Raw genomic sequence first — 24856 nt, forward strand, 5'->3', positions numbered from 1 at the left:
GAATAAATTTCACGGGCTTTGTGCGATGGGGCAATAAAATCCGCACATATATCGACACATTTCTCTGGGTGCCCTTTGGGGTGGAGGATGCGGATATATGGAGGCCTAACCCAAACTTTAAGGTAAAGAAAATGGCAGATTACAACGTAAGCATGCGCGACCTTCTTCAAGCAGGCGCACACTTCGGTCACCAAACACGTTTCTGGAACCCAAAGATGCGTCAATACATCTTTGGTGCGCGTAACAAAATTCACATCATTAACCTTGAGCACACTGTTCCTGCGTTAAATGATGCTTTGAACTTTGTTAACAACCTTGCTAGCAAAAAGAATAAAGTATTGTTTGTTGGTACGAAACGTGCTGCTTCTAACATCATCCGTGAACAAGCTCAACGTGCTGGTCAACCATATGTTGATCACCGTTGGTTAGGTGGTATGTTGACGAACTGGAAAACACTTCGCCAATCTATCAACCGTCTTAAAGACCTTCAAACTCAATCTCAAGATGGTACTTTCGCTAAGCTTACTAAACGTGAAGCTTTAGAGCGTACTCGTGAGATGGAAAAACTTGAACGCGCTTTAGGCGGCGTGAAGAACATGGGTGGTTTACCTGACGCATTATTCGTAATCGACGTTGATCACGAAGCAATTGCAATTAAAGAAGCTAAAAACCTTGGTATTCCTGTAATCGGTATCGTTGATACAAACTCTAACCCAGACAACGTAGACTACGTTATTCCGGGTAATGACGATGCGATCCGTGCAGTTACTTTGTATGCTTCTGCTATGGCTGATGCGATTCTTGCTGGTAAAGAATATGCTCAATCACAAGCAAATGCACAAGCTAAAGTTGAAGAAGCTAAAGAAGCTCCTGAGGCTTAATGCGTTTGACGTAAGCTTGTCATTTTTGCGACATGTGATGGTGGCAAAGTAAGCGTCATGTATGCAGACGGCCCAAGAGACAGCTCTGGGCCGTTTCTGTTCTAAAAAGAATTCATTTTCTACCGTATTTAGGAGATTGACATGACTGCAGTTACAGCAAGCATGGTTAAAGAGTTGCGCGATCGTACTGGTCTTGCAATGATGGAATGTAAAAAAGCATTAACAGAAGCGAATGGTGACATCGAATTAGCGATTGATAACCTTCGTAAATCTGGTCAAGCTAAAGCGGCTAAAAAAGCGGGTAACATTGCAGCTGACGGCGCAATCACTATCGCTCAAGACGGTAACAAAGCGCTTCTTTTAGAAGTAAACTGCCAAACTGACTTCGTTGCTAAAGACGAAAACTTTGCTGGTTTCTCTGCTCAAGTTGCTGCTGCTGCGTTAGCTGCTGGCGAAACTGATGCTGCTAAAATTGCTGAATTGAAACTTGAAGATGGTGCAACTGTAGAAGAAGCGCGTATTGCTCTTGTTCAAAAAATCGGTGAAAACATCCAAGTTCGTCGTGCTCAAATCATTGAAGGCGAAAACCTTGCAGTTTACAAACACGGTTTAAAAATCGGTGTTGTTGTATCTTACACAGGTGATGCTGCGACTGGTAAAGGTATTGCAATGCACGTTGCTGCATTCAACCCAGTAGCTGTAACAGCTGAAGGCGTTTCTGCTGATCTTATCGCGAAAGAGAAAGAAATTGCTGAAGCTAAAGCAATCGAATCTGGTAAGCCTGCAAACATCGTTGAGAAAATGGTCACTGGTTCAGTTGAGAAATACTTGAACGAAGTTGCTCTTGATCGTCAAATGTACGTAATCGACAACGACAAGAAAGTTGCTGACGTTCTTAAAGCAACTGGTACTACAGTTGTTCAATTTGCTCGCTTTGAAGTGGGTGAAGGTATTGAGAAAAAAGCTGAACTTTCTTTCGCTGAAGAAGTTGCTGCCGCTCAAGCCGCTGCAAAATAATTGAAAAATTATTTTGAGTAAAAAAAGCCCCTTTGGGGCTTTTTTTATACAATGAATAAAAATAAAACGGGAAAGTAGATAAGTGGCCAACAAAACCAACCTGAGTATTGGTGCTGTGATCATACTATTGATTGCTGCATATTTCGGAGTCGATCTTCAAGAAAATCAATTACAAACATCGACAGCATCGGTCATAGTAAAGCCTTCTGTACAGACCAATAAACCGCTAAATCAGGTGCTTGATGGCACAGCAAAAATTGCCCAAGCATTTCAAAGCCGGAAAAGTAATATTCAGGTTCAATCACAAGGGCGTGTTGTGGCTGTGCTTAAAGATGATAATGATGGCTCTCGTCATCAAAAATTTATTGTAGAACTTCCTAATGCAATGACGGTTTTGATTGCACATAATATTGATTTAGCACCACGTATTGAGCACCTACAAAAAGGGGACACCGTTGGTTTCAATGGTGAATACGAATATAGTGAAAAAGGTGGGGTGATCCACTGGACACATCACGATCCACAAAAACGCCATGAAGGTGGCTGGTTAAAACATCAAGGAAAAACCTATCAGTAGTAGAGCAATTTTGTTCTATACGTTTTGCTGAATCGCAGTATGCTGAGTGTTCAGGAGAGGTTAACTCATGCACGAAATTAGACCCAGTGAATTTGTAAATTATCATCATGTTCAAGAACTTGATGGTCTTGAAATGTTAAAAGCCTCCTATCAGCATACACAGTTCTCAAAACATACCCATGAAGGTTATTGTATTGGTTTAATTGATGAGGGTGCGCAGTCTTTTTTGCGTACAGGAAATCAGCATATTGCACCGCAAGGCGACATTATTTTAGTGAATGCTGATGAAGTACATACGGGGTCTTCTGCTGTTGAAACTGGTTGGTGCTATCGGGCAATTTATCCGACTCCTGAAATGATTCAAGAGGTGAGTCAAGATTTTTTTCATGAAGCGGGCACTATGCCGTGGTTTCCACAAGCTGTAATTCATGATGAAGGATTAGCTGAACAATTGAATTTGCTATTCGATTTATTGTTACAGCCAAAAAACACACTGTTTAAACAGAGTTTATATATTTCAACTTTGGCTTACTTATTAAGTCGTTATAATCAATCTAAAAAAATATTAAAAGACTTACCCGAAGCGCAGCGTAAAGTGGTCTTGGTACAAGAACTACTTGCTGCGGAACCTGAAAGAGAGCATCAACTGGCCGAGCTCGCCTCTGTTGTCGGGATGAGCCCATGGCATTTACTACGTCAATTTAAAAAATTTACTGGACTTCCACCTCATGCATGGTTGGTACAGTTTCGTTTACGTAAATCTTTATATTTACTCAAACAGGGCTACGAGATTGCGACAGTCGCACAACTCTGTGGTTTCTCCGATCAAAGCCATTACACCCGTCATTTTAAAAAGTCTTTAGGCTGTACGCCTGCGCAATATCTGGCACATAAAATTTAAAAAAGCAATTTTATACAAGAAAGCCATCTAAGCCATGCCGCATATTGACTCTAGTGAATTGAAAATGGAGTCTGCTGTGCAGTCGCAATTGATCCAACAGAAAAGTTTAAGCTTTCTCCGTGGTGTACAAGATATGTTGCCGCTTTCTGTCGCCGTTATTCCATGGGGAATATTAGCTGGCTCAGCAGCGATTAATGCGGGCCTGAGTGTCATGCAAGCTGTAGGCATGTCAGCGTTAGTGTTTGCCGGTGCTGCACAATTAGTCAGTCTGAGTATGCTCATGACGGGTGCATCTTTACTGAGTATTCTGATCACCGTATTTTTCCTCACCAGTCAGCACTTTATTTATGCACTGAGTTTAAGAGAAGAGGTGAAGCCGTGGTCACTCAAAAGAAGATTAAGCATCGGTTTTTTACTGACCGATGAACTCTACGCTACCGCGATGCTAAAGGAAAAACCATCTTATGCCTATATGTTGGGTGCAGGATTCAGCTTTTATGTCAGTTGGGTTTTGTTTAGTTTAATGGGTATTTTTCTTGCGAATACTATGCCTGATCTTTCGAATCTCCACTTGGAATTTTCAATTGTGGTCGTGTTCTTGGTAATGGCGGTGATGCTGATTCAAAATAAAGCCGCAATTTATGGCGTAGTGAGTTCGTCGATTATGGTTCTGATTTTAAGTTGGTTGGAATTCGGATCAGCCATCTTGTTAGCTGGTTTTACAGGTATGTGGGTTGCTGCGATGTTTGATCATTCGGAGTGCTGAAGATGACTTGGTTATTTGTTTTTAGCTTAACTTGTGTGACTTTTTTTAATCGGTATTTATTTTTAGAGCCTAAAACTCAAATTCGACTGCCTAAATTTGCGACACGCATGCTGAAATATGCGGCGCCTTGTCTTATGGTTTCGATTTGTTTGCCACTGGTTTTTTTCGAAGGCGGGCACTGGAAAGGGATACTTCAAAATAGTTATTTTTATGGGGTAATTTTTACACTGTTAATCACCCTTTTGACGAGAAAATTATTGCTCAGTATTTTGCTGAGTTTAGGATTTTTTTACGGTCTGAATCTCTTATTCGATTTCTAGCATTTCATCAGCAAATAGGCCAATAAAATACCGAAAAAAGGATAAAAAAGCGTGAGAGTCCGATCTTTTTCATTGCTTTTAAATTTATGTTGCTCTAAAAGCGCACCATTTGCGATTTTTTCTATGTCTGTTAAATTAGCGTAGCTTTGGTTGGGGAGATGGAAATATTGAAAATACGGTAAATGAGGGGGATTTTGAGAACTTTGAAGAAAGAAGAGGGTTTTCTTTTGAGTTTTGCTTTATAAAACTGTCCTAATTATACAAAAACCAGCAGGGCAAGAGTGACTTTAATACCGCCATAATGGCGTTAAATTTACTAGGTAATTTATTAAGTCATTTTAAATTGATGAATGTATAAAGCTAGAATTAAGGGCAGGTATAAAGTTGGATTTGAATAGATAAGAATGAGCTAAGAAAACACTTAGTTTAGATCGTCTTCCAATGCTGCAAAAAATGTGGGCGCACTAAGCTAAAAATCGGATCAATTATATTTTCATTTTATTCAAATTGAGCAACTGGAATGGGCTTAAGCGATGGAGCTCGATCTATTGGGTGTTATGTAAATATGAGACATTAAAAAAGCCACATTACTGTGGCTTTGCTGTCAAATGTGTGTTGTAGGAAAGAATCTTAAGAGTTTGGTCCATCAATACGTTCAATGCTGACTTTCGCAGTACCTGCATTGGTAATACCCAGCTGCTTAGCAGCACCATAAGAAAGATCAAGTACACGGTTACCGTGGAATGGACCACGGTCATTTACTTTAACCACAACACTTTTACCATTTGTTTTATTTGTTACACGAATAAAGCAGTTTAGTGGCAAGCTACGGTGAGCTGCAGTTAATGCATTCATATCGAATGTTTCACCACTTGCTGTTTTACGACCGTGGAACTGACGACCATACCAAGACGCCATACCCGTTTGACTAAACTTACGGACTGTATTTGATGCAACAGTATTTAACTTTTCAATCACTGAAGGCTCTTCTTCAGGGATCTCAATTTTTGCAGCGATTGTTTCGCGACGAATTTTATCGCCTGAACGTTCAGTGATTGAAAGGCTATTTAAATTTGAGAAGTGTGAGTTGAAGCCTTGAGCATCTTTATTCAAGACACGCGCGGCCAGACGAGAGTTATCGCTATCATTAGTAAATGATGACTGAACCATCTCAGCTTGCGATTGGCTCAGCACGATGGTCGAGGCAATGGCCAGTATATATTTAAGTGAAGACTGCATTTATAAACTCCAAAAGACAATAATTTTTTCTTTAAACTAAGTGGTTGAAAGATAAAAAAACTTGCCTGTTAATTCACTTTTGCAACAACATTTGACGAAATGGATAATATTCATGCAGTCATAAGCATGTCTAGTGTTTAATTAAAATAATGATAAAAACTACATAAACCGAACATTTTTTGATTAAAAAATAATCAATATTGTAACAGGATATGAAAAATGCCGATATTTACATCGTTTTTAAATATTTTTTCATTGACATCTAAAAATTGAGTAAAAAGCTAGCCTTATCGACTAGCAATTTCAGCCCCTAATTGCCACACTGCAGTCGCATACATACGACTCTTGTTATAGGTCGTAATCACCTGAAAGTTAGGGTAAGTGATGTAATAACTTTGCCCATAATTTTCCTGTAGTTGGATCACATTCACCATATCTAAATCATCGATTTTGACAATCGGATTGGTCGGTTGAATGCCCTGATTTTTTAAAACACCATAAGGCGTTGGTAAAGTTAAATCTTTAGCAATGACCGCTTCAGGATTTGAGCCACTATAGCGTGCTGCGAATCCAATCGGTTGATTACGTTGCCAACCATGATTTGCTAAATAGTTGGCAATCGAGCCGATGGCATCGACTGCTGAATTTCGTAAATCGACATGACCATTGCCGTCATAATCCACCCCAAACTTTGGAATGTTGCTAGGCATAAACTGAGGGTACCCCACCGCACCTGCATAAGAACCTACAACCGAGTTGGTTGGCACGCCATCTTTATAGCTCCATGCGATTAAAGCACTGAGTTCATCTTGGAAATATTGCTTACGACGTTCGTAACCAAAACCTAAAGTGGCTAAGGCATCACGGGTGACAAAGTTACCTTTATTGCTCCCAAAGCCAGTTTCTACCCCTAAAATGCCGAGAATGACGGACTGGGGCACACCAAATTGTTGTTCTGCGCGGTTTAAAGTATCTGCGTACTGTGCTTTAAAACGGACACCACGCTGAATGGTACTCTCTGCCATAAAGTTGGTTTTATATTCGTACCACGGTTTACTTTCACCAGGGCGGTTCATAATGTTGATGATGTTGGGTACATTTTTAGAACCATTCATCGCCCAATCAACTTGTTCAGCAGACAGACCATAACTCTGCATGGTTTTTTGTTTAAAGCTGAAATAGTCAGGATGAGAAGCGAAATCGTTGGCTTGGCAAAAACTGGTGATCGACAAAGCGCCAATCAATAAAGGTAAACGTTTAACTTTGTTATAAAAGTTTAAATTTAACATAGAAGTCTAATTTCCAGAGTCGTTATTGGCAGTGGAGCAAAGCGAATAGGGTAAAGCCCATAGTTCGCATTTCTGTTATGTCGAAATTCTTGTGAACGGAGTCTAGCGTGAATAGGCTTTAAGATAACATTGTCTGTACTGAAGCGGGCAAATAGGTATACAAAAAAAGACAAACTCCGCCTATATAAAGGACAGATTATTCAAAATGGCACAGATTTTTAGGCGGATTATTTACGTGACTATATAAGTCAAGTTTTAATGACTGATATAAAAGGTCTTTCATATATAGATGCAAATAAAATTATACGGTTTAAAGTCTCATGACAACGATGGATAGATTTAATCTCAGCTTATACATGGACAAGATATATAGCTTTATATAAGAGAGTAAAAATTCGCAGTTTAGAAACAAAAATGACCCTATATAAATATAGAGTCATTTGATCTGAAAAGTCCCGAAAGACTTTTAGTACTTAAGCATGAAATAAGGTGTCGTGATATTCAGCCAGAGCTAAAAGTTCATCTTTGGTTAAATTTGGGATGATTTTATTCGCAGCAATATGAACCGCTTTAATGACAGCCGCAGAACCGATATCGGCTGCTTTACGCTTGATCATGCCCAAATCGAGAGTTTTATTAAAGTCATTCATGAAGTGGCGTACAGTCGCTTCAGCAAACTGTTTATACAGTTCGGTTAACGCGGCTTTATCTACTTCATTGCCTGCTTTAATTTCAGCATAGTTATATTTGAGGCTAGTCACTAAGCTTGCATCTAACGCTTCACCTACACGGAACTGACCTTCAGCATCTTTAAACAAGCTTTTTTCAGAAAACTGAATTGACGCTTGCACTACGTCGTTTGATGCTTTGCCTAAGAGTTGCTTCAACAAAACCGCAACGGTTGACTTAATATAGCCAGCCAGTTTTTCCGCTGTGTCACGTTTATCACTCGGGGGAAAACGGCGTACTAACTCAGTTAAAATGGCATCAATAATTTCATCATTGATGAGGAGTGCTGTTTTGTCTCGAAGTAGATATAAAGGTTCACTTGAGTCTTTCTTCTGCTGAGCAGTTTGAATAGTCTGTAAAAGTTCAGTCGATGGAATAAAACCAAAAAATGGCATCGTGTATTAACCTCAATGTTCTTTATTTTATTGTCGCGCCAATCGAATTGGGCGGGGCATCCATGACACATCTGACACACGACACGGGTTAATGTCTAAACCACCACGGCGTGTATAAGTTGCGTACACCATCAGCTTTTCAGGTTTCAAATTTTGCCAAATATCGGCAAACATTTGTTCCACACATTGTTCGTGGAAGCCGTTGTGCTGACGGTAAGAGATAATATAAGCCAGTATGCTGTTATAACAAGGCTTTTTACCTTTATATCTGATAAATACCGTACCCCAATCTGGTTGTCCAGTGACTGGGCAGTTACTTCTGAGTAAATGCGAGTAAATCTGTACTTCAACATCTTCAGCAGCACTATCCAATGCCAACAGATTTGCATTGGGATGATTTTCCAGTTGGGTTGGAATCAGTTCATCAATACAGATCCCTTCAGGCTGACTAACTTGCACATCATCAACATGAAACAACTCAATACTCACATCTGCACCAGCAGCCACCGATAAATCCTGTTCAACTGTTGCTTTAAATGCAGCTTTAGACTCAAACTGAGTAAAGTTCATGCTATTAAAGTAGAGTTTTAATGACTTTGACTCAATGAGATTGGGCGAGGTGGCAGGCAGACTGATGCGACCAATAGCAACTTGCGGAACACCGTGGTGATTTAGCCAAGAAATTTCAAAAACATGCCACCAGTCTTTACCTTGTTGAATACCTTCAACATGCGCATAGTGCTCACGTGCTGTGGCACGCGCAATAGGAAAAAGAATATCGGGTTGATAAGTTGTTGGGTAATTGGTGTCTTTACCCAAAAGAGAATGTTCTACACTCATTATTCACGCATTCCTGAACCACGAGAAAGTAAATAGTAAGCAATGCCATAAAGCACTGCACAGCATATGGTCATAACAGATAGGGAGACGACGACGTTAACATCGCTATGACCTAAGATACCGAAACGAAAAGCATTGACCATATATACAATCGGATTGATCAACGATAAATTTTGCCAAAAAGGGCTGAGTGCTGAAATGGCATAAAATACGCCACCTAAATAAGTTAAAGGCGTCAGCACAAAGGTTGGGATGATGGAGATGTCATCAAAAGATTTAGCATACACAGCATTGATAAAACCACCCAGTGAAAATAAGAACGAGGTGACCAAGACGGTGTAAATGGTAACAAACCAATTGGTAATATACAGGTCAGTAAAAAATAAACTCATAGCCGTCACAATAATACCGACCAAGACCCCGCGACACACACCACCTAAGACAAAGCCCCATAAAATGGCATGCAAAGGTACAGGACTCATGATTAGCTCTTCAATGCTTTTTTGAAATTTGGCACTAAAAAAGCTTGAAGAAACGTTAGCATAACTGTTGGTAATCACCGCCATCATAATTAGTCCAGGTACGATGAACTGCATATAGCTAAAACCGCCCATCTCACCAATACGAGAACCGACCAAATTACCAAAAATTACGAAATACAAACTCATGGTAATGGCAGGTGGAAGCAAGGTTTGCGGCCAGATGCGCATAAAGCGACGAATTTCTTTATGCACCAGAGTATATAAAGCTACGCTAAGTTGATTTAAGTTCATGGCGTAGTTCCTTCGAGATTTTTTTCGACCATCTTCACAAACAGTTCTTCTAAACGGTTGGATTTGTTCCGCATACTACGAACTTGGATCCCTTGCGATTCGAGCAATTGAAATAAGTCATTGAGGGTATGTGCTCTATCCATAGTCACTTCTAAAGTCACGGCGTCGACTAAATGGAAACGAACCCCAATAATGTCGATATGAATCGGCTCAATCGGTGCGGCCAAATCAAAAATAAAGGTTTCCTCATTGAGCTGATTGAGGAAATTTTTCATGCTGGTGTCTTCTTTAATCACACCACGGTCAATAATGGCAATTCGACGACATAGCATTTCCGCTTCTTCTAAATAGTGCGTCGTTAAAATGATCGATGTGCCCTTATTGTTCATTTCTGTGAGGAAGTCCCACATCGAACGACGCAGCTCAATATCAACCCCTGCTGTAGGTTCATCTAAAATAAGGAGTTTGGGTTCATGCATCATGGCACGGGCAATCATCAGGCGGCGTTTCATACCACCTGAAAGCATACGGGCCTGAACACCGCGCTTTTCCCACAAGCCTAGTTTTTCTAAATATTCTTCGGCACGTACTTCCGCAATTTTTTTTGGAATGCCATAATAGCCCGCTTGTGTGACTAAGATATCGAAGGTTTTTTCAAACTGACCGAAGTTAAACTCTTGAGGTACAACCCCTAAGCACTGTTTGGCTTGAGAAGGGTGGGAGTCGAGATTATGTCCAAAAATTTCGACAGTACCTGCGCTTTTCTTGGTCAATGAGCTGATAATACCAATCGTTGTAGATTTGCCTGCACCATTTGGTCCAAGAAGGGCATAGAACTCACCTTCAGGAACAGTTAGATTGATGCCTTTTAAGGCCTGAAACCCATTTTTATAGGTTTTGGACAAATCTCTTAACGTCAATGCATCAGTCATGAAATTCTCGAATGATTAATAGTGGCACTATTGTGAGCGATTATGCCTAATAAACCAAGTAATCTACTCGCAATTCTGTGTTGCAGATATGGAACATTGTATAAAGCATAAGCAGGAAAATCACTCTAAGCTATATAGATGCTTTACCTTGTGATTTTTTTTGATATGATGTGCTCGCGCGCTCATAGCTCAACTGGATAGAGTACAGGTCTCCGAAGCCTGTGGCGTGGGTTCGAGTCCCGCTGAGCGCACCACTTACTTATTTCAAAACATGCCAAAATAACCGCAAACACTTATAAATACTGTATTACCCGCCTTTGTCTTGTTTCAACTTGTTCCATGCTGTACCGCTATACCCCATTCTTTTAGGGGTATATTTAGCAGTACATTAAAACAATAGTCTAAAATCTTTGTAAAAGCTTATTGGTCCATTCATTCGTGTAGCTTTCCCACCCGCTCACATCACCAGTGCTATTGTTGGGTATAGTTTTGCGTGATTTTGACCTAACATCCGTGTGTAAGGATATCAATAATGATCGTTCAATATTGAGATGTAAGGCCTAAGACAAACCTGTTCATGCCTTAGACCGTGTGCAAAAAAGCATTTGGTTGATACCACTGTGTAATCTATGTTGCTAGATAAAGATGAAATCGACATAGTCCAATGTTACAGGGGTATCAGATCGAGCAGGGATTCGAACAATACTATTGGCTTGATTTAAGTTACTAAGCATGTGGGATTGTTGTTTGCCGAGTTTGGAAACAGTTAATTGCCCAAACTCATTAACATCTAATAGCATGCGAACCAGTTGCTCACGACTGTCTTGTTTAATGCTATCGTTGAAGCGAGCTTTTTTCCAAGCGGGTGCAGGAGACGTAGCTCCCTGTAAAGCCGCCAATAATGTCGATACATGTACAGCCAGACAGGTGAGCACCGCAGCAGGGTTCCCAGGCAGACCAATCAAATAGGAATGATGACGGTCTGTCTGATATTCAGCAAAATATAGTGGTTTACCTGGTTTTTGTGCAACTTGCCAGAAGATCTCTTTTGCACCTAAAGCCATTGAAACAGGTCGAATCAAGTCATAATCGCCTACTGAAACACCACCTGTAGTAATGACCACATCATAATGCCTCATAGCATTCGAGAGCGCTTGTGTGAGTATCTTCTCATCATCAATTACATGCTCTAAATGCCCTTCAGCAAAACCGTGTTCTTTGAGCCAAGTGAGAATCATTGGGGCATTGGCATCGAACACTTTAGATTCATTGTCCAGTTGCGTACTGACTTCATCACCAGTAATAAGCACTGCAATTTTAGGTTGGCGATAAACCTCGACATGCTGAACCCCTGCCATACTGAGTGCCGCAATTAAACCGTTGCCTAAACGCTGGCCTTGCTGTGCAAGTGTTGTCCCGACAGACAACTCCTCACCTTGAAAACGAATGTCTGTGCCTTTGTCCAAAGCTTGAGTTAGAGTCGCTTGATCATGGCTACGCGTAATAATTTCCTGGCGTGCCACAGTATCTGCTGAGTTTGGCAGCTTGCCCCCAGTAAAAATACGAACGGTTTGACCTGCTTGAATCTCAATATGTTCTTCAACACCTGCACGAATTTCACCGACCAATTCAAAGCTGGTAATTCCTGCTCGCAAGTCTTCAGAGCGTAGTGCATAACCGTCAACCGCACTTTGGGTAAATAGAGGCAAGGCAACTGTTGATGCAACATCTGCCGCTAAAACATGCCGATGCGCCTGTACTAAAGGCAAAGTAATGACAGGCAATGTTTGGACGGCGCTATAGTGTTCAAGAGCTTGATCGAGTGTAATTAAGCCAACGCCAGAGCAACTCATTCATAACCTCCCGGATGAGGTAGATCGCGGCAGACATCAAAAATATGAACCAAAGCTGGTAAAATGGCTGCCATAGACTCACTTGCACCGCCACGACTGCCCGGAAGGGTAATCACCAATGAACGATCTATAAAACCTGCAACGCCACGTGACATCGCAGCATAAGGGGTACGTTTTTGTCCGAAAGCACGTGCAGCTTCCATTAGTCCATTGAGCTCACGTTCAAGTAAAGGCTCAAGTGTGTCTACTGTAATGTCACGCTTGCCGATACCTGTTCCACCCACAGTAATAATACAGGCATAAGATTGAGTGAGTTCTAAGACCAATGCTTTTAACTGATCGGCTTCATCAGGTAAAATTTGATAGTGAATCGGATCAAAACCAGCTTCGGTTAAGGTCTCGACGACGGAGCGGCCTGCAGTATCTGGTTTACGACCAGCGGCAACGGTGTCCGACAGAACCAATACTGCCGCAGAAACAGGCTGACGCAAATGACGTTTAAAGTGTGATTTTCCGCCTTTTTTCAGATCAAGTTTACATTGCTGAATGATCAGCTCATGCGGTTCACAATGTGGTTTGAGCATGTCGTAAATGGTGAGGGCCGCAATACTGGCAGCGGTTAATGCTTCCATTTCTACACCTGTCGGCCCAATCGTTTCAACGGTTGCACGAATAATCACACGGTCTACAAGCAGTTCAAAATCGACATCGGCACGATAAATAGGTAGTGGGTGGCACAGTGGAATCAGTTCATCGGTACGTTTTGCGGCTAAAATCCCAGCAATACGGGCTGTTTTGAGGGCATCACCTTTTTCGGTATTACCGTCGGCAAGAAGTTGTAAACAATGTGCAGGAGCAAGCAGTTCAGAGCTTGCAGTTGCAACGCGATAGCTTTCTGGCTTCATGCCAACGTTTTTCATAAAGTATTCCGAAACATTGAAGTGTTGATCTAACATGAAACTGTTCGATCAAGAGAAAAAGTTTATGACGTATTTAGATAACACAAAAATAATTGCGGATACAGTCGAATGTCTGACAAACTCAAAATTAACTAGCGAATTACCCCCCCGATGACATGCATACTGATTTTTCGTGTTGGGGCATACGGATGTTCAATAAACCCTGCTTGTTTACGCCATATCGCGTTGAGAATTTGAGTTTGTAATAAAGCATAATCCTCTTGTTGAAGTAAAGCGCGCAATAGGTGTTCCCGTATGGGCAAATAAACAGGTAAATAACTCTCCCGTTGCAGTGATACGTAAACGGTTACAGCGTAGACAGAATGGTTTATTGACGGTGGAAATAATGTCTGGTTTATAATGATCGTTAATCAGATAAATTGTTGCAGGATCATGTTGTCTGGGGTGTTTCTTAATCTGAAAATGAGACTTAAGCGTTTGGATAATGTCATCTTTGGTGGTGAATTTTTAGGCTACTAGTGCTCAGGTTGATCTAAAGCCATATATTCAATAAAACGTAATGCGATCTTCTGTTGATAAGCCCATTGTGTCAGTTCGATACTTCAAGATCATTTTGCCCTGCGACTAAAACACAGTTCAATTTTATTGGGAAATTGGCTTGCTGTGCTGCCGCAATGCCTTCGAGAACAGGTGCTATCGGACGTTTGGTCATGTTTATAAACGTGTCTGCATGAATGCTATCGAGGCTGATGTTGAGATCATCTAGTCCTGCTTCTTTTAACGCTCGTGCGTACTTGTTTAAATAAAAAAAGCATTATTGGTCATGGAAATACGCTCTAAGCCCTGAGCCGATTTGAAGCATCAATAAAATTGATTACGCCTTGACGCATTAAAGGCTCTCCACCAGTTAAGCGAATGTGTCGAATGCCTAGCCCACCATCATTTCACAAAAGGTTAACAGCTCTTCAAAGCTTAAGATATCTTCTTTGGCCAATCATTCAGGCCTATCGGGCATGCAATAACTACAACGATCTGTCAGTGAGATTCCGAGTTTATGTTTATGACGGCCAAATTGATCGATCAGTTGTGCTGACGTATGTTCTAAGTGTGTAGTAGTCGAACCGCCCATAGTCGTTCCACTTCGTATCGTAGTTACATACGATTTAGTTTTTATAAATGAGAGTATGAAATGTTTTATTTTAAAGATCAAATAGAGTCTTGAAGTTGTTTAGTTTGTCCAGTTTCAAAAATGAGAGGGTGTGTTTCCTGAACGTGATCCATCAAGTCTTTGCCATTTGTAATAATTCATCTATTGAAATTGCATGTCAAAAGGGTGATATTTTTGATCAGAAGTGTTTTTGGAATTGTGCCAAGAGATGCAAGCATGATGAATAAGAAATGGATAACAAAAAAGAGATGAGAAGCCCAAATCGCTTGTAAAGGTGATGAGCACAGCAAACAGTGAGTTGATCATTGTAGGAATTTTGACTGAAGACGGATATTGAGGGTGGTGAGATGGAAAACCTTGAGGATAAAAAACATAACAATGAAGAAGCTAGCTATGCACGAATTGAGCCTTATACTAACCCTGCGGGTGGTTGGGGCGCATTGTTAAGTGTTGCAAGAAACTTAAAGAGACAGGATGTTTTTAAAAAAGGCGCAATTACGCTTCTCAATATTAACCAACCTACTGGTTTTGATTGTCCGGGCTGTGCATGGCCTGAAAAGAAAGATGCACACGCCTTTAACTTTTGTGAAAACGGTGCGAAGGCGGTTGCTTTTGAAGCCACTTCAAAACGTGTTACACCTGAATTTTTTGCGACACATACGGTCAGCTGGCTGTCTGAACAAAGTGATTTCTTGCTTGAAGATTCTGGTCGTCTAACTGACCCGATGCGCTATGACAGCTCGACCGATAAATATGTACCCATCTCATGGGATGACGCTTTTGCCTTAATTGCAAAACATCTACATGCCTTGGATCATCCAGATCAAGCGGCATTTTATACTTCGGGTCGCGCAAGTAATGAAGCTGCTTTTTTGTATCAACTCTTTGTCCGTGCTTATGGAACCAATAACTTCCCAGACTGTTCCAATATGTGCCATGAAACGACTAGTGTTGGTCTACGTGACTCAATTGGTTTGGGTAAGGGGACGGTGACTTTAGACGATTTTGATATCGCCGATGCAATTTTCAGTTTTGGGCATAATCCGGGCACCAACCATCCACGGATGTTGGGGACATTAAGAGAGGTGTCACGTCGTGGTGGCAATATTGTTGCCATTAACCCCTTAAAAGAACGCGGTTTAGAGCGCTTCCAAGATCCGCAAGCGCCTGTTGAGATGATGACCAATGGCAGTACACCCATTAGTCGTTATTATTTCCAACCCAACGTAGGCGGTGATTATGCACTTATGTTCGGGATGCTGAAACATTTACGTGAATGGGACATGCAAGCACTGGCAGCTGGGAAAAAGAGCGTTTTTGACCGATCTTTTATCGAAATGAATACAGTCGGTTTTGATGCCATGATGGAAGAAGTGGATCGAACACAATGGTCCGATATTCACGCACATACGGGACTTAGCCCTGAGCATTTAGAATCCTTAGCTAAAATGTATTTGGATGCCAAAACGGCCATTTTCTGTTGGGGTATGGGGATTACTCAACATCGACATGAAACAGCCAATGTGCATATGTTGGCCAATTTAATGTTGGCAAGAGGGCATATTGGTCGCCCAGGGGCAGGTTTAGCACCGATTCGCGGGCACAGTAATGTGCAAGGCGATCGAACTATGGGGATCAATGAACGACCAAACTCAAAATTGCTGGATAGTCTGGACCGCGTATTTGGCATTAAATCGCCACGTGAACATGGTTTTGGCGTGGTGGATACCATTAAGGCGATGTATGAAGGACATGTAAAAGTCTTTATTGGTTTAGGTGGTAATTTTGCCGTTGCCACTCCAGATACGCCGTATACACAAGAAGGCTTACGTCGTTGTGATTTAACGGTACAGATTGCAACTAAGCTGAATCGTAGCCATTTGGTGTGTGGAAAAGAGGCATTACTTTTACCCTGTTTGGGCCGTACCGAAGTTGATATGCAACAGCATGGGCCACAGGCAGTGAGTGTTGAAGATTCTATGAGTAATGTGCATCTTTCAGCAGGGCGTAATGAGCCTGCTTCTAAGAATCTACTTTCAGAGCCTGACATTGTGGCGCGTATGGCGGCAGCCGTCTTACCAGACAGTGATATCAAATGGAAATGGTATGTAGAAAGTTATGACCGTATTCGAGATTCGATTGAAGAGGTCTTTGATGAATTCCATGATTTTAATGCACGTGTCTATCAGCCGGGTGGTTTTCACTTAGAGCATCCAGCCAATCAGCATGTATGGAATACGCCTGTAGGCAAGGCACAGTTTTTAATTACACCATTGGCTGAAGTGTATGCCGATAAAGAGAATCAATACGCTGAACAATATACAGGGGCACAAGTCTATACCCTAATGACCACCCGCTCTCATGATCAATATAACACTACATTGTATGGACTCGATGACCGCTATCGTGGGGTATTTGGTCAGCGCCGTGTTTTGTTTATGAATGAAGAAGATATCGCTGCGGCTGGTTTTGTTGTAGATCAATGGGTGGATATTGAAAGTATCTATTCAGATGGTGTTAAACGTGTGGTTCAAAGCTTCCGTATCGTACCGTATAACATTCCACGGGGTAGCCTCGCAGCCTATTATCCGGAGACCAATCCATTGGTTGCACTCAGTAGCCATGACAAATACGCCAAAATACCAGCTTCGAAAAGTGTGCCTGTGATTTTACATGCAGGTCAAGCTCCTGAGCATTTTAACTTGGCACAAGCAGTTGATCCTGAAGATGCCAATCAGATCGTGAATCGAGCTGGCTAGTTGGGCCAATAATGAAATGGCATCTGATTTGAAGGTGTCATTTTTCTCATGATTGAAGGGCTTAGTGTTTAGGAAGAATTAGAAAATTATTATGGATATTCGGACATCGAAGTTGAATTCTCTGGGGTATGAAGCTGTTGAAATCCAGCGTTTAAGTGAAAATAGAGTTGTTGAACAGTCTGATTTTGTGGTGCAAGAATATCCTATTGCCGTGGTTTATAATGGAATTTCTCATGCGGTCATGATGGCAACGCCAGCAGATGTTGAAGTCTTTGCCAAAGGTTTTAGTTTGTCTGAAGGTATTTTGACAAGTTTAAAGGAGCTTTACTCTTTAGACATACACGAAACAGAATTTGGGATCCAAGTCGAAATGACAATTTCTGCACGGGCCTTTATGACGCTCAAACAACATCGGCGGATGATGATTGGACGCACGGGTTGTGGGCTCTGTGGGATTGAAAGTTTGCAACAGCTTCATTTGGATTTACCTAAAATTACCACAGCAGTTTGTGAGGAGTGGTTGACTCAAATTCCCCAAGCGATTGCTCAACTCAATACTCGCCAGAAAATCACCCAAATGACGGGTGGTGCGCATGCGGCTGCATGGGTTGAAGCAGGAGAAATAGTGGCTTTATTTGAGGATGTAGGCCGACACAATGCTTTAGATAAACTATTGGGTTATATTGCAGAAAATCATTATGATGTAAATCAAGGTTTTGTTGTGATGACCAGCCGCGCCAGTTATGAGTTGATTCGTAAGTGTGTTCAACTGAATATTGCCTTGCTGGCGTGTATTTCAGCCCCAACCAGTATGGCGATTAATATGGCAAAGCAGTCGGGTTTGACATTAGCGAGTTTTTGCCGCGGTGATGGTTTTGTTTTATATACTTGATATTCAATTTTACTTATAAAATTTTTCTTTAGGTCATCTGTGTCGATGACAGGTCTTTATTTGAGTGAATGTATGCAGGACGTCAAATTAAAATTACAGCTCAGAATACTTCTCAATCAAGACATTGCATTTGGGCCGGGTAAGGCAGAATTATTGGAAGAAATTCGACGTACAGGCTCAATTTCTCAAGCTGCAAAAAGTATGAATATGAGCTACCGACGTGCATGGCAGTTGGTTGAAACCATGAATCATAGTTTTCAGTCAGGATTGGTCGAAACTCAAAAAGGTGGAACGCATGGTGGTGGGGCAAAACTCACGGACTTGGGCGAAAGTATTTTAAGTCAATTTAGACAGATGGAAATAAAAGCATGTGATGCGATTGAGCAGGATTTTGCAGAAATAGCTCAAAACCTGAAACAATAATCTAGTCAGGTCAGCTAATCCTTTTCGTATCCAGTAATTGCTTACACGAATACGCTTCCTATGTTTATCAAAGTTCTTATTTCTACTGACTAAATTGCAAGAGTAGTATCAGTCATGTGATTAAGATACAAACACTTTAACTTGAACGATAAATAATCTGTTTCTGGAATTGACGTTGCTTATGTATCCATATATTTTTGAAAACATATCGGTCAATTTATAATGCTTAAGGGGAACATGGTGACGCTCAATTTTAAGAATAAGTATATGCAATATGCGATGTTGTGTTGTGGTTTGACTCTTGGGGCACAAGTACATGCAGAGCAAGCTATTACTGTTTATGCAGCGGCCAGCTTGACCAATGCTATAGCCGATGTCGATGCCATGTATCAACAACAAAAAAGAGTACGTGTGAAAACCTCTTATGCAGGGTCATCGACTTTGGCCAAGCAAATTGAAGCAGGTGCACCTGCGGATGTTTTTATTTCGGCAGATGAACAATGGATGAATTATTTGCAAAATAAAAAGTTAATTGTGCCGAATAAACGTGTGAATTTATTGGGCAACCGTCTTGTTCTGATTTCTCCAAAAGCGAAGCCCGTCAAAATAAAAATGGATAAAAGTTTTGATCCTTCTACCGCTTTTCAAGGCAAGCTTTGTACAGGTGACACCAAAAGTGTCCCTGTAGGCAAATATGGAAAACAAGCACTGACTGGATTGGGGTGGTGGTCAAAACTTGAACCAAGATTGGTTGAAACTGAAGATGTCAGAGCTGCACTCAACTTTGTCGCACGTGGTGAATGTCAGCTTGGCATTGTCTATGCAACCGACGCTGCCATCAGTAAAGATGTCACCGTCGTTGGCATATTTCCTATCAATACCCATACTCCGATTGTTTATCCCTTAGGTCTTGTCAAAAATAATCCAGATGCGCTAGCGTTTTATCAGTTTGTACAAAGTAAACAAGCACATACAGTCTTTAAAAAATATGGCTTTACCGTTTTATCTGTAGCCAAGTGATGATGTTTTCTTTATCGGCTGAAGAGATAGAGGTACTCAAGTTATCCTGTCAAGTGGCTGCAACCTGTTTGGTCTTTAGCCTGATCCCTGCGTTGACCGTGGGTTGGGTTTTGGCGCGAAAAGAGTTTTTTGGCAAATCATTATTTGAAACCTTTATTTTCCTACCGCTGGTACTACCGCCTGTAGTGCCGGGATATTTGCTGTTACAAGTATTTGGCGGAAACGGAATACTGGGGAAGTATCTTGAGCCCTTGGGACTCAATTTTGCATTTAATTGGAAAGGCGCAGTTTTGGCTTCAGCCGTGATGGGCTTTCCACTCTTGGTCCAATCGATTCGTTTGGCCATAGAGTTGGTGGATCAACGGCTAGAAATGGTAGCGAAAACACTAGGTGCTTCCTCCTTGGGTACTTTCTTTCATGTCACTTTGCCCTTAGCCAGCAGTGGCATATTGGTGGGGGCGATTTTATGTTTTTGTCGCAGTTTGGGCGAGTTTGGCGCAACGATTACTTTTGTCGGTAACATTGCAGGCGAGACCAGAACCTTGCCCTTGGCCATGTATAGCCTGATGCAGCAACCCGACACCGAACAGGCAGTCTGGCGACTGATTATTCTGTCATTAACTGTGGCATTTTTGGCTTTATGGTTTGCCCAGTGGTTTCATCGTTATCAGAAAAACAAACGGGGGCATTAAGACGATGATTGACTGTCATATTCAGTTAAATTTAGGCAAATTTAAACTCGATCAGACATTTTCATCTGAACATCCTGTCGTTGGTTTATTTGGGGCTTCAGGTTCAGGAAAAACCAGTATTTTGCATGCAATTGCAGGACTTAACACTCCAGTCAATGGCTGGATTAAAATCAATCATCAGACCTGGTTCGATGCGAAAAATAAGATCAATTTAAATGTACAGCAACGTCATGTTGGTTTGGTTTTTCAGGATGCACAACTGTTTCCACATATGACAGTGATGCAAAATTTATTGTTTGGCTATAAGCGCATTCCGCCTGAAAGCCGACGTTTTGATCCCGATTATATTATTGAACTACTTAAACTTAACCATTTACTCAGTCGTATGCCGACCAAGCTTTCAGGTGGTGAAAAGCAACGAGTTGCATTGGGTCGGGCACTGTTGTATTCGCCAAATTTATTATTATTAGATGAACCCTTGTCTGCGTTAGATGCTGCACATAAACAGGAAATCCTTCCTTTTTTTCAAACCGTCCAACATGAAACTCATATTCCGATGCTGTATGTCAGCCATGATATGGATGAAATTAAGCAGCTTACCGAAGTAGTTTGGTTGTTGTAGTCAGAAACTGCCCTATAAATATATAGGACAGTCGTATTTTGATTTACCAATCTATGCGTTTTAATAAAATGTCTTTATACATTTTAAAGTCACAAACGAAACTATAGAAAGGGTATGTAAATGTAGCTGGTTTATTATGTTCAAAAAAGAAATGACCGACCCAAGCAAATCCATAACCAACAGCAGGTAAAGCCCAGAGTAGTTTTGCATTTTTGGTCATCGCCGCAGCCGCAGTAATTCCGATTACGCAGGTCGTTCCCACAAAATGTAAACGACGGCAAGCGGGATCTTCATGTTGAGAAAGATAGAAGGGATAGAATTCTTTTAACGTTTTATAACGGCCATCGCTTCCCTTAATTTGCATAGCAGGGCTTACAACTGGCGTAGCAGAAAGATGGGCGTTATTCACCAAATCTTGCATATTGTTTTTAATTTGGGTTTGGGTATTCTGTAACATGTCCTACTCCTTTAGTGTTTCCTAGGCGTAGTTTTAAACAGCAAATCTAAGGTGGTCTTGAACGAATATGCTATCGCAAAGCAAGGATGCGAGTTTAGGGTTAGCGCACCAAAGCAAAATTTACACTTGGGATGGCGTCATTTTGTATGTGACTCATGAGCAGTTGAATAATGCCCATGCCCATTTTCCAGCACTTTTACAAATTGGCTTGGGAACACCTTTTGCGATTACTTTAGACAACCAAGTACGTAGTTATCACGATATTGTGGTGATGGCGCCCAATGTGATGCACAGTACCGATTCAGAAAATCAGCCTTATCTTGCGCTAATGATTGATCCTGATCATGCGCTCTATGGATACTTGTATCCATTGCTGAATGGCGAACAGATTCGTTCTTTGCCTGCCTCTTGCCTTGCTACGTTTCATTCACAGTTGCAAAAGTTGATTGCTAGGCAACTTAGCCCTGATGAAGCTAACCAATTGGTCTTCGGGCTACTGTCGACGTTAAACCCAAATCCGTTGCAGGTATTGCCATGGGATACCCGCGTTTTAAAAGCCTGTCATTATATTCAACAACTTGTACCTCAGCAAATTCCCACAGTAGCTCAAGTCGCTGGACATACGGGACTGTCTGAGTCGAGACTGATGCACTTGTTCAGTCAGCAACTTGGGATCTCAATGCGGCGTTACATTCTTTGGTTGCGTATTCGCTATGCTATCAAACTCTGGGCAGCAGGTCGGAGTTTGATTGATATTGCCTTGGAAGCGGGTTTTGCCGATCAGGCACATTTCACCCGAACTTTACGCAGCATGGCTGATTTTGCACCATCGATGCTGAAAGGGAAAAGCATCTTCGTAAATGACTCTATTAAAACATCATCTACGTCATAGCGTGTTAAGTTATTTAATAGCCCATGGAAATAGCAGAATCATTCAAGACATCTTTCGCTATTTTACGAAGAATGAGTTTACGTTGAGTGGAGGGCTTAAGCTGGGTTTGGCTTTTTCCTCCTAACTCAATGTCAACGTTATGGATAGAGATAATAGGGATAACAAATGACCAGTTTACATGCGATGAAAAGTCTAAAAGATGTCGTTTCAGAAACAGAATGGAATGCACGTTGCCAGCTTGCGGGGCTGTACCGTTTAATTGCGCATTTCCGCATGACCGATTTAATTGATACGCATATTAGTCTGCGTGTACCTGACGAAGACGGCCATTTCCTGATTAATCAATACGGCATTCCCTTTGAAAAAATGACGGCTTCGCATTTGGTTAAAATTGATTATGCAGGCAATATTATTGCAGATTATGATCAGGGGAAACTGGTCAATACCGCAGGTTTTGTGATTCACTCCGCGATCCATGATGCACGTAAAGATGTGCACTGTGTGATTCATACGCATACTGCGGATGGCATTGCAGTGTCTGCACAAAAACATGGGTTATTACCTCTGTCTCAACATGCTTTGAAGTTTTATAACAAAGTGAGCTATCACGAATATGAAGGGGTAGCGTTATTGACCGAAGAGCGTGAGCGTCTCGTGAAAGACTTGGGGCAAAACCGAGTCATGATTTTACGTAATCATGGCTTGCTATCGACAGGGGATTCGATTCAACGTGCTTTCCACGAGATTTATTTCCTTGAGCGCGCCTGCCAAGCGCAGATTAAAGCGATGGCGGGTGGTGCAGAACTTCATCTTCCTTCTGAAGCTGTACGTCAACATACGGCTCAACAGTTTGAAAGTGAATTGATTGAAATGGTGATGCTGAAAGCATGGAATGCCGCACTGTCTTTAATTGAACATCAACGTGACGAGTATTGTTCATAAGCCATTCAACCATTTTAATAAAAGTCTCTATTTCTAAGTAGAGGCTTTTATTATGTTAAGTTTTGCTGTTGAGCTAACACATTTTTGAGCGTTTCGAAAATACGCGGATCTACTGATTGTGCGACATTGAAGCGTAAGAAATTCTGTGCATTTAAGGATTGGCTAAACGCATTTCCTGGTGCTAAAACAACGCCATGTTTTAAACACTCTCGCGCAATAATTGCAGCATCGAAGCCGTTGGGGAGTTTACACCATAGAAATATGCCCGCTTGTGGGACTAGCCACGGTTGAATATTCAAAACTTTGAGCTGAGCAATGACTTTTTGCATTTCATGGGCAAGACGTAAACGCACCGTTTCCATATGCTTACGATAGCCACTGTCTTTTAAGGCGATCAGTGCTATATCTGCGGCAAGTCGGCCGCCACCAAAAGACGTGGCGATCTTTAAATCGATTAGATTTTCAATCCACTCATTTTTGGCCACGATATAGCCACAGCGCAAAGAGGCTGAAATGGTTTTTGAAAAACTATTAACTTGAATGACACGATTGAGTCCATCAAAAGCGGCCAGTCGTGGTGCTGGAGTATGTTCAAAGTCGGCAAAAATATCATCTTCCACAATGACCAAATTGGTTTGATCGACCAATTTAAGTAAGCGATGTGCCGTGACGGGAGAAAGTACTGCACCCGTTGGGTTGTGTATGCCTGAGTTGGTGATATACAGCCGCGGTGAATGTGCCTCCAAAACAGACTGAAAGATCTCCAAATCTGGACCATGGGGAGTATACGGCACACTCACAATATTGATGCGATGAGCTTTGAGTAGGGCATGAAAATTAAAATAACAAGGGTCATCAACAATGACGGTATCGCCAGCTTCTAATAAAAAACGACAGATCAAATCAATACCTTGCGTGCCAGACTCAGTGAGCATGATATGTTCAGGAGAAGCTTCAATGCCAATGTGAGTTAAACGACGAGAAATTAATTGTCGTAGTTCAGGATGTCCTGCTGGTGTTGCGTACTCCACCAGTTCTAAGCTATCTGCTTTTGCCATGCTACGCAGAGCACGTCGAACACCTGTCTCATATAACCATTCGGGCGGTAACCAGCCACAACCCGGTTTGAGGGTGCTGTAATCTGTATCTAAGGCTTGTCGAGAGACCCATAAAGGGTCGATCTCTCTATCTAGCTTAGGCCCCATTTGGGTTAAAGCCAGTGGTGCGACGGGGCCAGATACATAAAAGCCTGATCCAGGTTTAGAAAGAATGATGCCTTCTGCCATTAAACGTTCATAAGCTTCGACAACGGTTGAAACAGAGACCTTTAATGTACGTGCTTGTTGGCGCACAGAAGGAAGGCGATGATTGGGGAGGTAGGTACGTGAGCTAATTTTCAGTTTAATTTCATCCATGACTACATCAATTCTAGTTTGGCTACGCATTCCATTTCTCCTTAACTGTATGGGCTTTTTATACATAACAGTTTTTATTTATTGTATTGGATTGTATCTCGATTCAAGCATGTGATCTATGTTCAACTTGAGTGATTAACAA

At 41.5% G+C, this 24856-nt stretch carries 24 protein-coding genes, 1 tRNA gene and 1 pseudogene; 15 read left to right on the top strand and 11 right to left on the bottom strand.

What is annotated here, in order from left to right; translation table 11 throughout:
* Positions 1 to 131 precede the first annotated feature (131 nt).
* The 6 genes from rpsB (at position 132) to CDG62_RS07540 (ending at position 4462) form a co-directional block, all read left to right on the top strand.
* Positions 132 to 881, top strand: a complete 750-nt coding sequence (gene rpsB / locus CDG62_RS07515) for a 30S ribosomal protein S2 (protein WP_004982536.1) — start codon at positions 132 to 134, stop codon at positions 879 to 881.
* A 141-nt stretch (positions 882 to 1022) separates the two neighbouring features.
* Positions 1023 to 1898, top strand: a complete 876-nt coding sequence (gene tsf / locus CDG62_RS07520; RefSeq protein WP_087526252.1) for a translation elongation factor Ts — start codon at positions 1023 to 1025, stop codon at positions 1896 to 1898.
* Positions 1899 to 1980: 82 nt separating this feature from the next.
* Positions 1981 to 2475, top strand: a complete 495-nt coding sequence (locus CDG62_RS07525; RefSeq protein WP_087526251.1) for a DUF3465 domain-containing protein — start codon at positions 1981 to 1983, stop codon at positions 2473 to 2475.
* 67 nt (positions 2476 to 2542) lie between these two features.
* A complete protein-coding gene (locus tag CDG62_RS07530; RefSeq protein WP_087526250.1) occupies positions 2543 to 3376 on the top strand; it encodes an AraC family transcriptional regulator in 834 nt (277 codons plus the stop codon).
* 64 nt (positions 3377 to 3440) lie between these two features.
* Positions 3441 to 4142: an AzlC family ABC transporter permease gene (locus tag CDG62_RS07535; protein WP_087526396.1), complete on the top strand. Its 702-nt coding sequence runs from the start codon at positions 3441 to 3443 to the stop codon at positions 4140 to 4142.
* A 2-nt stretch (positions 4143 to 4144) separates the two neighbouring features.
* Positions 4145 to 4462: an AzlD domain-containing protein gene (locus CDG62_RS07540; protein ID WP_087526249.1), complete on the top strand. Its 318-nt coding sequence runs from the start codon at positions 4145 to 4147 to the stop codon at positions 4460 to 4462.
* Between the two features lie 630 nt (positions 4463 to 5092).
* Here CDG62_RS07540 and CDG62_RS07545 read toward each other — a convergent pair.
* From CDG62_RS07545 to CDG62_RS07570, 6 genes are all read right to left on the bottom strand, one after another.
* Positions 5093 to 5701 carry a septal ring lytic transglycosylase RlpA family protein gene (locus CDG62_RS07545; RefSeq protein ID WP_087526248.1) on the bottom strand — a complete coding sequence of 203 codons (609 nt, stop codon included), beginning with the start codon at positions 5699 to 5701 and terminating at the stop codon, positions 5093 to 5095.
* 287 nt (positions 5702 to 5988) lie between these two features.
* Entirely contained in the window at positions 5989 to 6990 is a 1002-nt protein-coding gene (gene mltB / locus CDG62_RS07550) for a lytic murein transglycosylase B (RefSeq protein ID WP_087526247.1), read from the bottom strand.
* A gap of 473 nt (positions 6991 to 7463) precedes the next feature.
* Complete coding sequence (locus tag CDG62_RS07555; protein ID WP_087526246.1) at positions 7464 to 8114, bottom strand: hypothetical protein; 651 nt, start codon at positions 8112 to 8114, stop codon at positions 7464 to 7466.
* Positions 8115 to 8141: 27 nt separating this feature from the next.
* Positions 8142 to 8954, bottom strand: a complete 813-nt coding sequence (gene queF, locus CDG62_RS07560) for an NADPH-dependent 7-cyano-7-deazaguanine reductase QueF (protein WP_087526245.1) — start codon at positions 8952 to 8954, stop codon at positions 8142 to 8144.
* On the bottom strand, positions 8954 to 9727 hold the full coding sequence (locus tag CDG62_RS07565; protein ID WP_004982514.1) for an ABC transporter permease: 774 nt from the start codon (positions 9725 to 9727) through the stop codon (positions 8954 to 8956). The genes queF and CDG62_RS07565 overlap by 1 nt, the downstream gene beginning before the upstream one ends.
* On the bottom strand, positions 9724 to 10659 hold the full coding sequence (locus CDG62_RS07570) for an ABC transporter ATP-binding protein (RefSeq protein ID WP_087526244.1): 936 nt from the start codon (positions 10657 to 10659) through the stop codon (positions 9724 to 9726). Before CDG62_RS07570 ends, CDG62_RS07565 begins: the two co-directional genes overlap by 4 nt.
* Before the next feature lie 178 nt (positions 10660 to 10837).
* Here CDG62_RS07570 and CDG62_RS07575 point away from each other — a divergent pair.
* A tRNA-Arg gene (locus tag CDG62_RS07575) sits at positions 10838 to 10913 on the top strand.
* Positions 10914 to 11294: 381 nt separating this feature from the next.
* On the opposite strand, the gene CDG62_RS07580 is transcribed toward CDG62_RS07575, so the two are convergent.
* The 3 genes and pseudogenes from CDG62_RS07580 to moaA all read right to left on the bottom strand — a co-directional run bounded on the left by CDG62_RS07580 (position 11295) and on the right by moaA (position 14561).
* Positions 11295 to 12512, bottom strand: a complete 1218-nt coding sequence (locus CDG62_RS07580) for a molybdopterin molybdotransferase MoeA (protein ID WP_087526243.1) — start codon at positions 12510 to 12512, stop codon at positions 11295 to 11297.
* The gene (gene moaCB / locus CDG62_RS07585) at positions 12509 to 13432 is read right to left on the bottom strand and encodes a bifunctional molybdenum cofactor biosynthesis protein MoaC/MoaB (protein ID WP_004695990.1); all 924 of its coding nucleotides are present in this window, start codon (positions 13430 to 13432) and stop codon (positions 12509 to 12511) included. Before moaCB ends, CDG62_RS07580 begins: the two co-directional genes overlap by 4 nt.
* A gap of 131 nt (positions 13433 to 13563) precedes the next feature.
* A pseudogene (gene moaA / locus CDG62_RS07590) lies at positions 13564 to 14561 on the bottom strand (GTP 3',8-cyclase MoaA).
* 386 nt (positions 14562 to 14947) lie between these two features.
* On the opposite strand from moaA, the gene CDG62_RS07595 reads away from it, so the two are divergent.
* The 6 genes from CDG62_RS07595 (at position 14948) to CDG62_RS07620 (ending at position 21008) form a co-directional block, all read left to right on the top strand.
* A complete protein-coding gene (locus CDG62_RS07595; protein ID WP_087526242.1) occupies positions 14948 to 17359 on the top strand; it encodes an FdhF/YdeP family oxidoreductase in 2412 nt (803 codons plus the stop codon).
* Positions 17360 to 17450: 91 nt separating this feature from the next.
* Entirely contained in the window at positions 17451 to 18251 is an 801-nt protein-coding gene (gene fdhD, locus CDG62_RS07600; protein ID WP_087526241.1) for a formate dehydrogenase accessory sulfurtransferase FdhD, read from the top strand.
* 72 nt (positions 18252 to 18323) lie between these two features.
* Positions 18324 to 18674, top strand: a complete 351-nt coding sequence (locus tag CDG62_RS07605) for a winged helix-turn-helix domain-containing protein (RefSeq protein ID WP_087526240.1) — start codon at positions 18324 to 18326, stop codon at positions 18672 to 18674.
* Between the two features lie 267 nt (positions 18675 to 18941).
* Complete coding sequence (modA, locus tag CDG62_RS07610) at positions 18942 to 19694, top strand: molybdate ABC transporter substrate-binding protein (protein WP_228254445.1); 753 nt, start codon at positions 18942 to 18944, stop codon at positions 19692 to 19694.
* On the top strand, positions 19694 to 20386 hold the full coding sequence (gene modB, locus CDG62_RS07615; RefSeq protein WP_087526238.1) for a molybdate ABC transporter permease subunit: 693 nt from the start codon (positions 19694 to 19696) through the stop codon (positions 20384 to 20386). The genes modA and modB overlap by 1 nt, the downstream gene beginning before the upstream one ends.
* Before the next feature lie 4 nt (positions 20387 to 20390).
* Complete coding sequence (locus CDG62_RS07620) at positions 20391 to 21008, top strand: ATP-binding cassette domain-containing protein (RefSeq protein ID WP_087526237.1); 618 nt, start codon at positions 20391 to 20393, stop codon at positions 21006 to 21008.
* A gap of 43 nt (positions 21009 to 21051) precedes the next feature.
* Here the strand turns inward: CDG62_RS07620 and CDG62_RS07625 are convergent, their stop codons facing one another.
* Complete coding sequence (locus tag CDG62_RS07625; RefSeq protein ID WP_087526236.1) at positions 21052 to 21465, bottom strand: DUF962 domain-containing protein; 414 nt, start codon at positions 21463 to 21465, stop codon at positions 21052 to 21054.
* Positions 21466 to 21532: 67 nt separating this feature from the next.
* Between CDG62_RS07625 and CDG62_RS07630 the strand changes: the two genes are divergently transcribed.
* Entirely contained in the window at positions 21533 to 22357 is an 825-nt protein-coding gene (locus CDG62_RS07630; RefSeq protein WP_087526235.1) for a helix-turn-helix transcriptional regulator, read from the top strand.
* 165 nt (positions 22358 to 22522) lie between these two features.
* Positions 22523 to 23299 carry a class II aldolase/adducin family protein gene (locus CDG62_RS07635; protein ID WP_087526234.1) on the top strand — a complete coding sequence of 259 codons (777 nt, stop codon included), beginning with the start codon at positions 22523 to 22525 and terminating at the stop codon, positions 23297 to 23299.
* 50 nt (positions 23300 to 23349) lie between these two features.
* Here CDG62_RS07635 and CDG62_RS07640 read toward each other — a convergent pair whose 3' ends face one another.
* Positions 23350 to 24744, bottom strand: coding sequence for a PLP-dependent aminotransferase family protein (locus tag CDG62_RS07640; protein ID WP_087526233.1), 1395 nt, complete (start codon positions 24742 to 24744; stop codon positions 23350 to 23352).
* Positions 24745 to 24856 lie beyond the last annotated feature (112 nt).

The organism is Acinetobacter sp. WCHA55, assembly GCF_002165305.2.
GTDB lineage: Bacteria > Pseudomonadota > Gammaproteobacteria > Pseudomonadales > Moraxellaceae > Acinetobacter.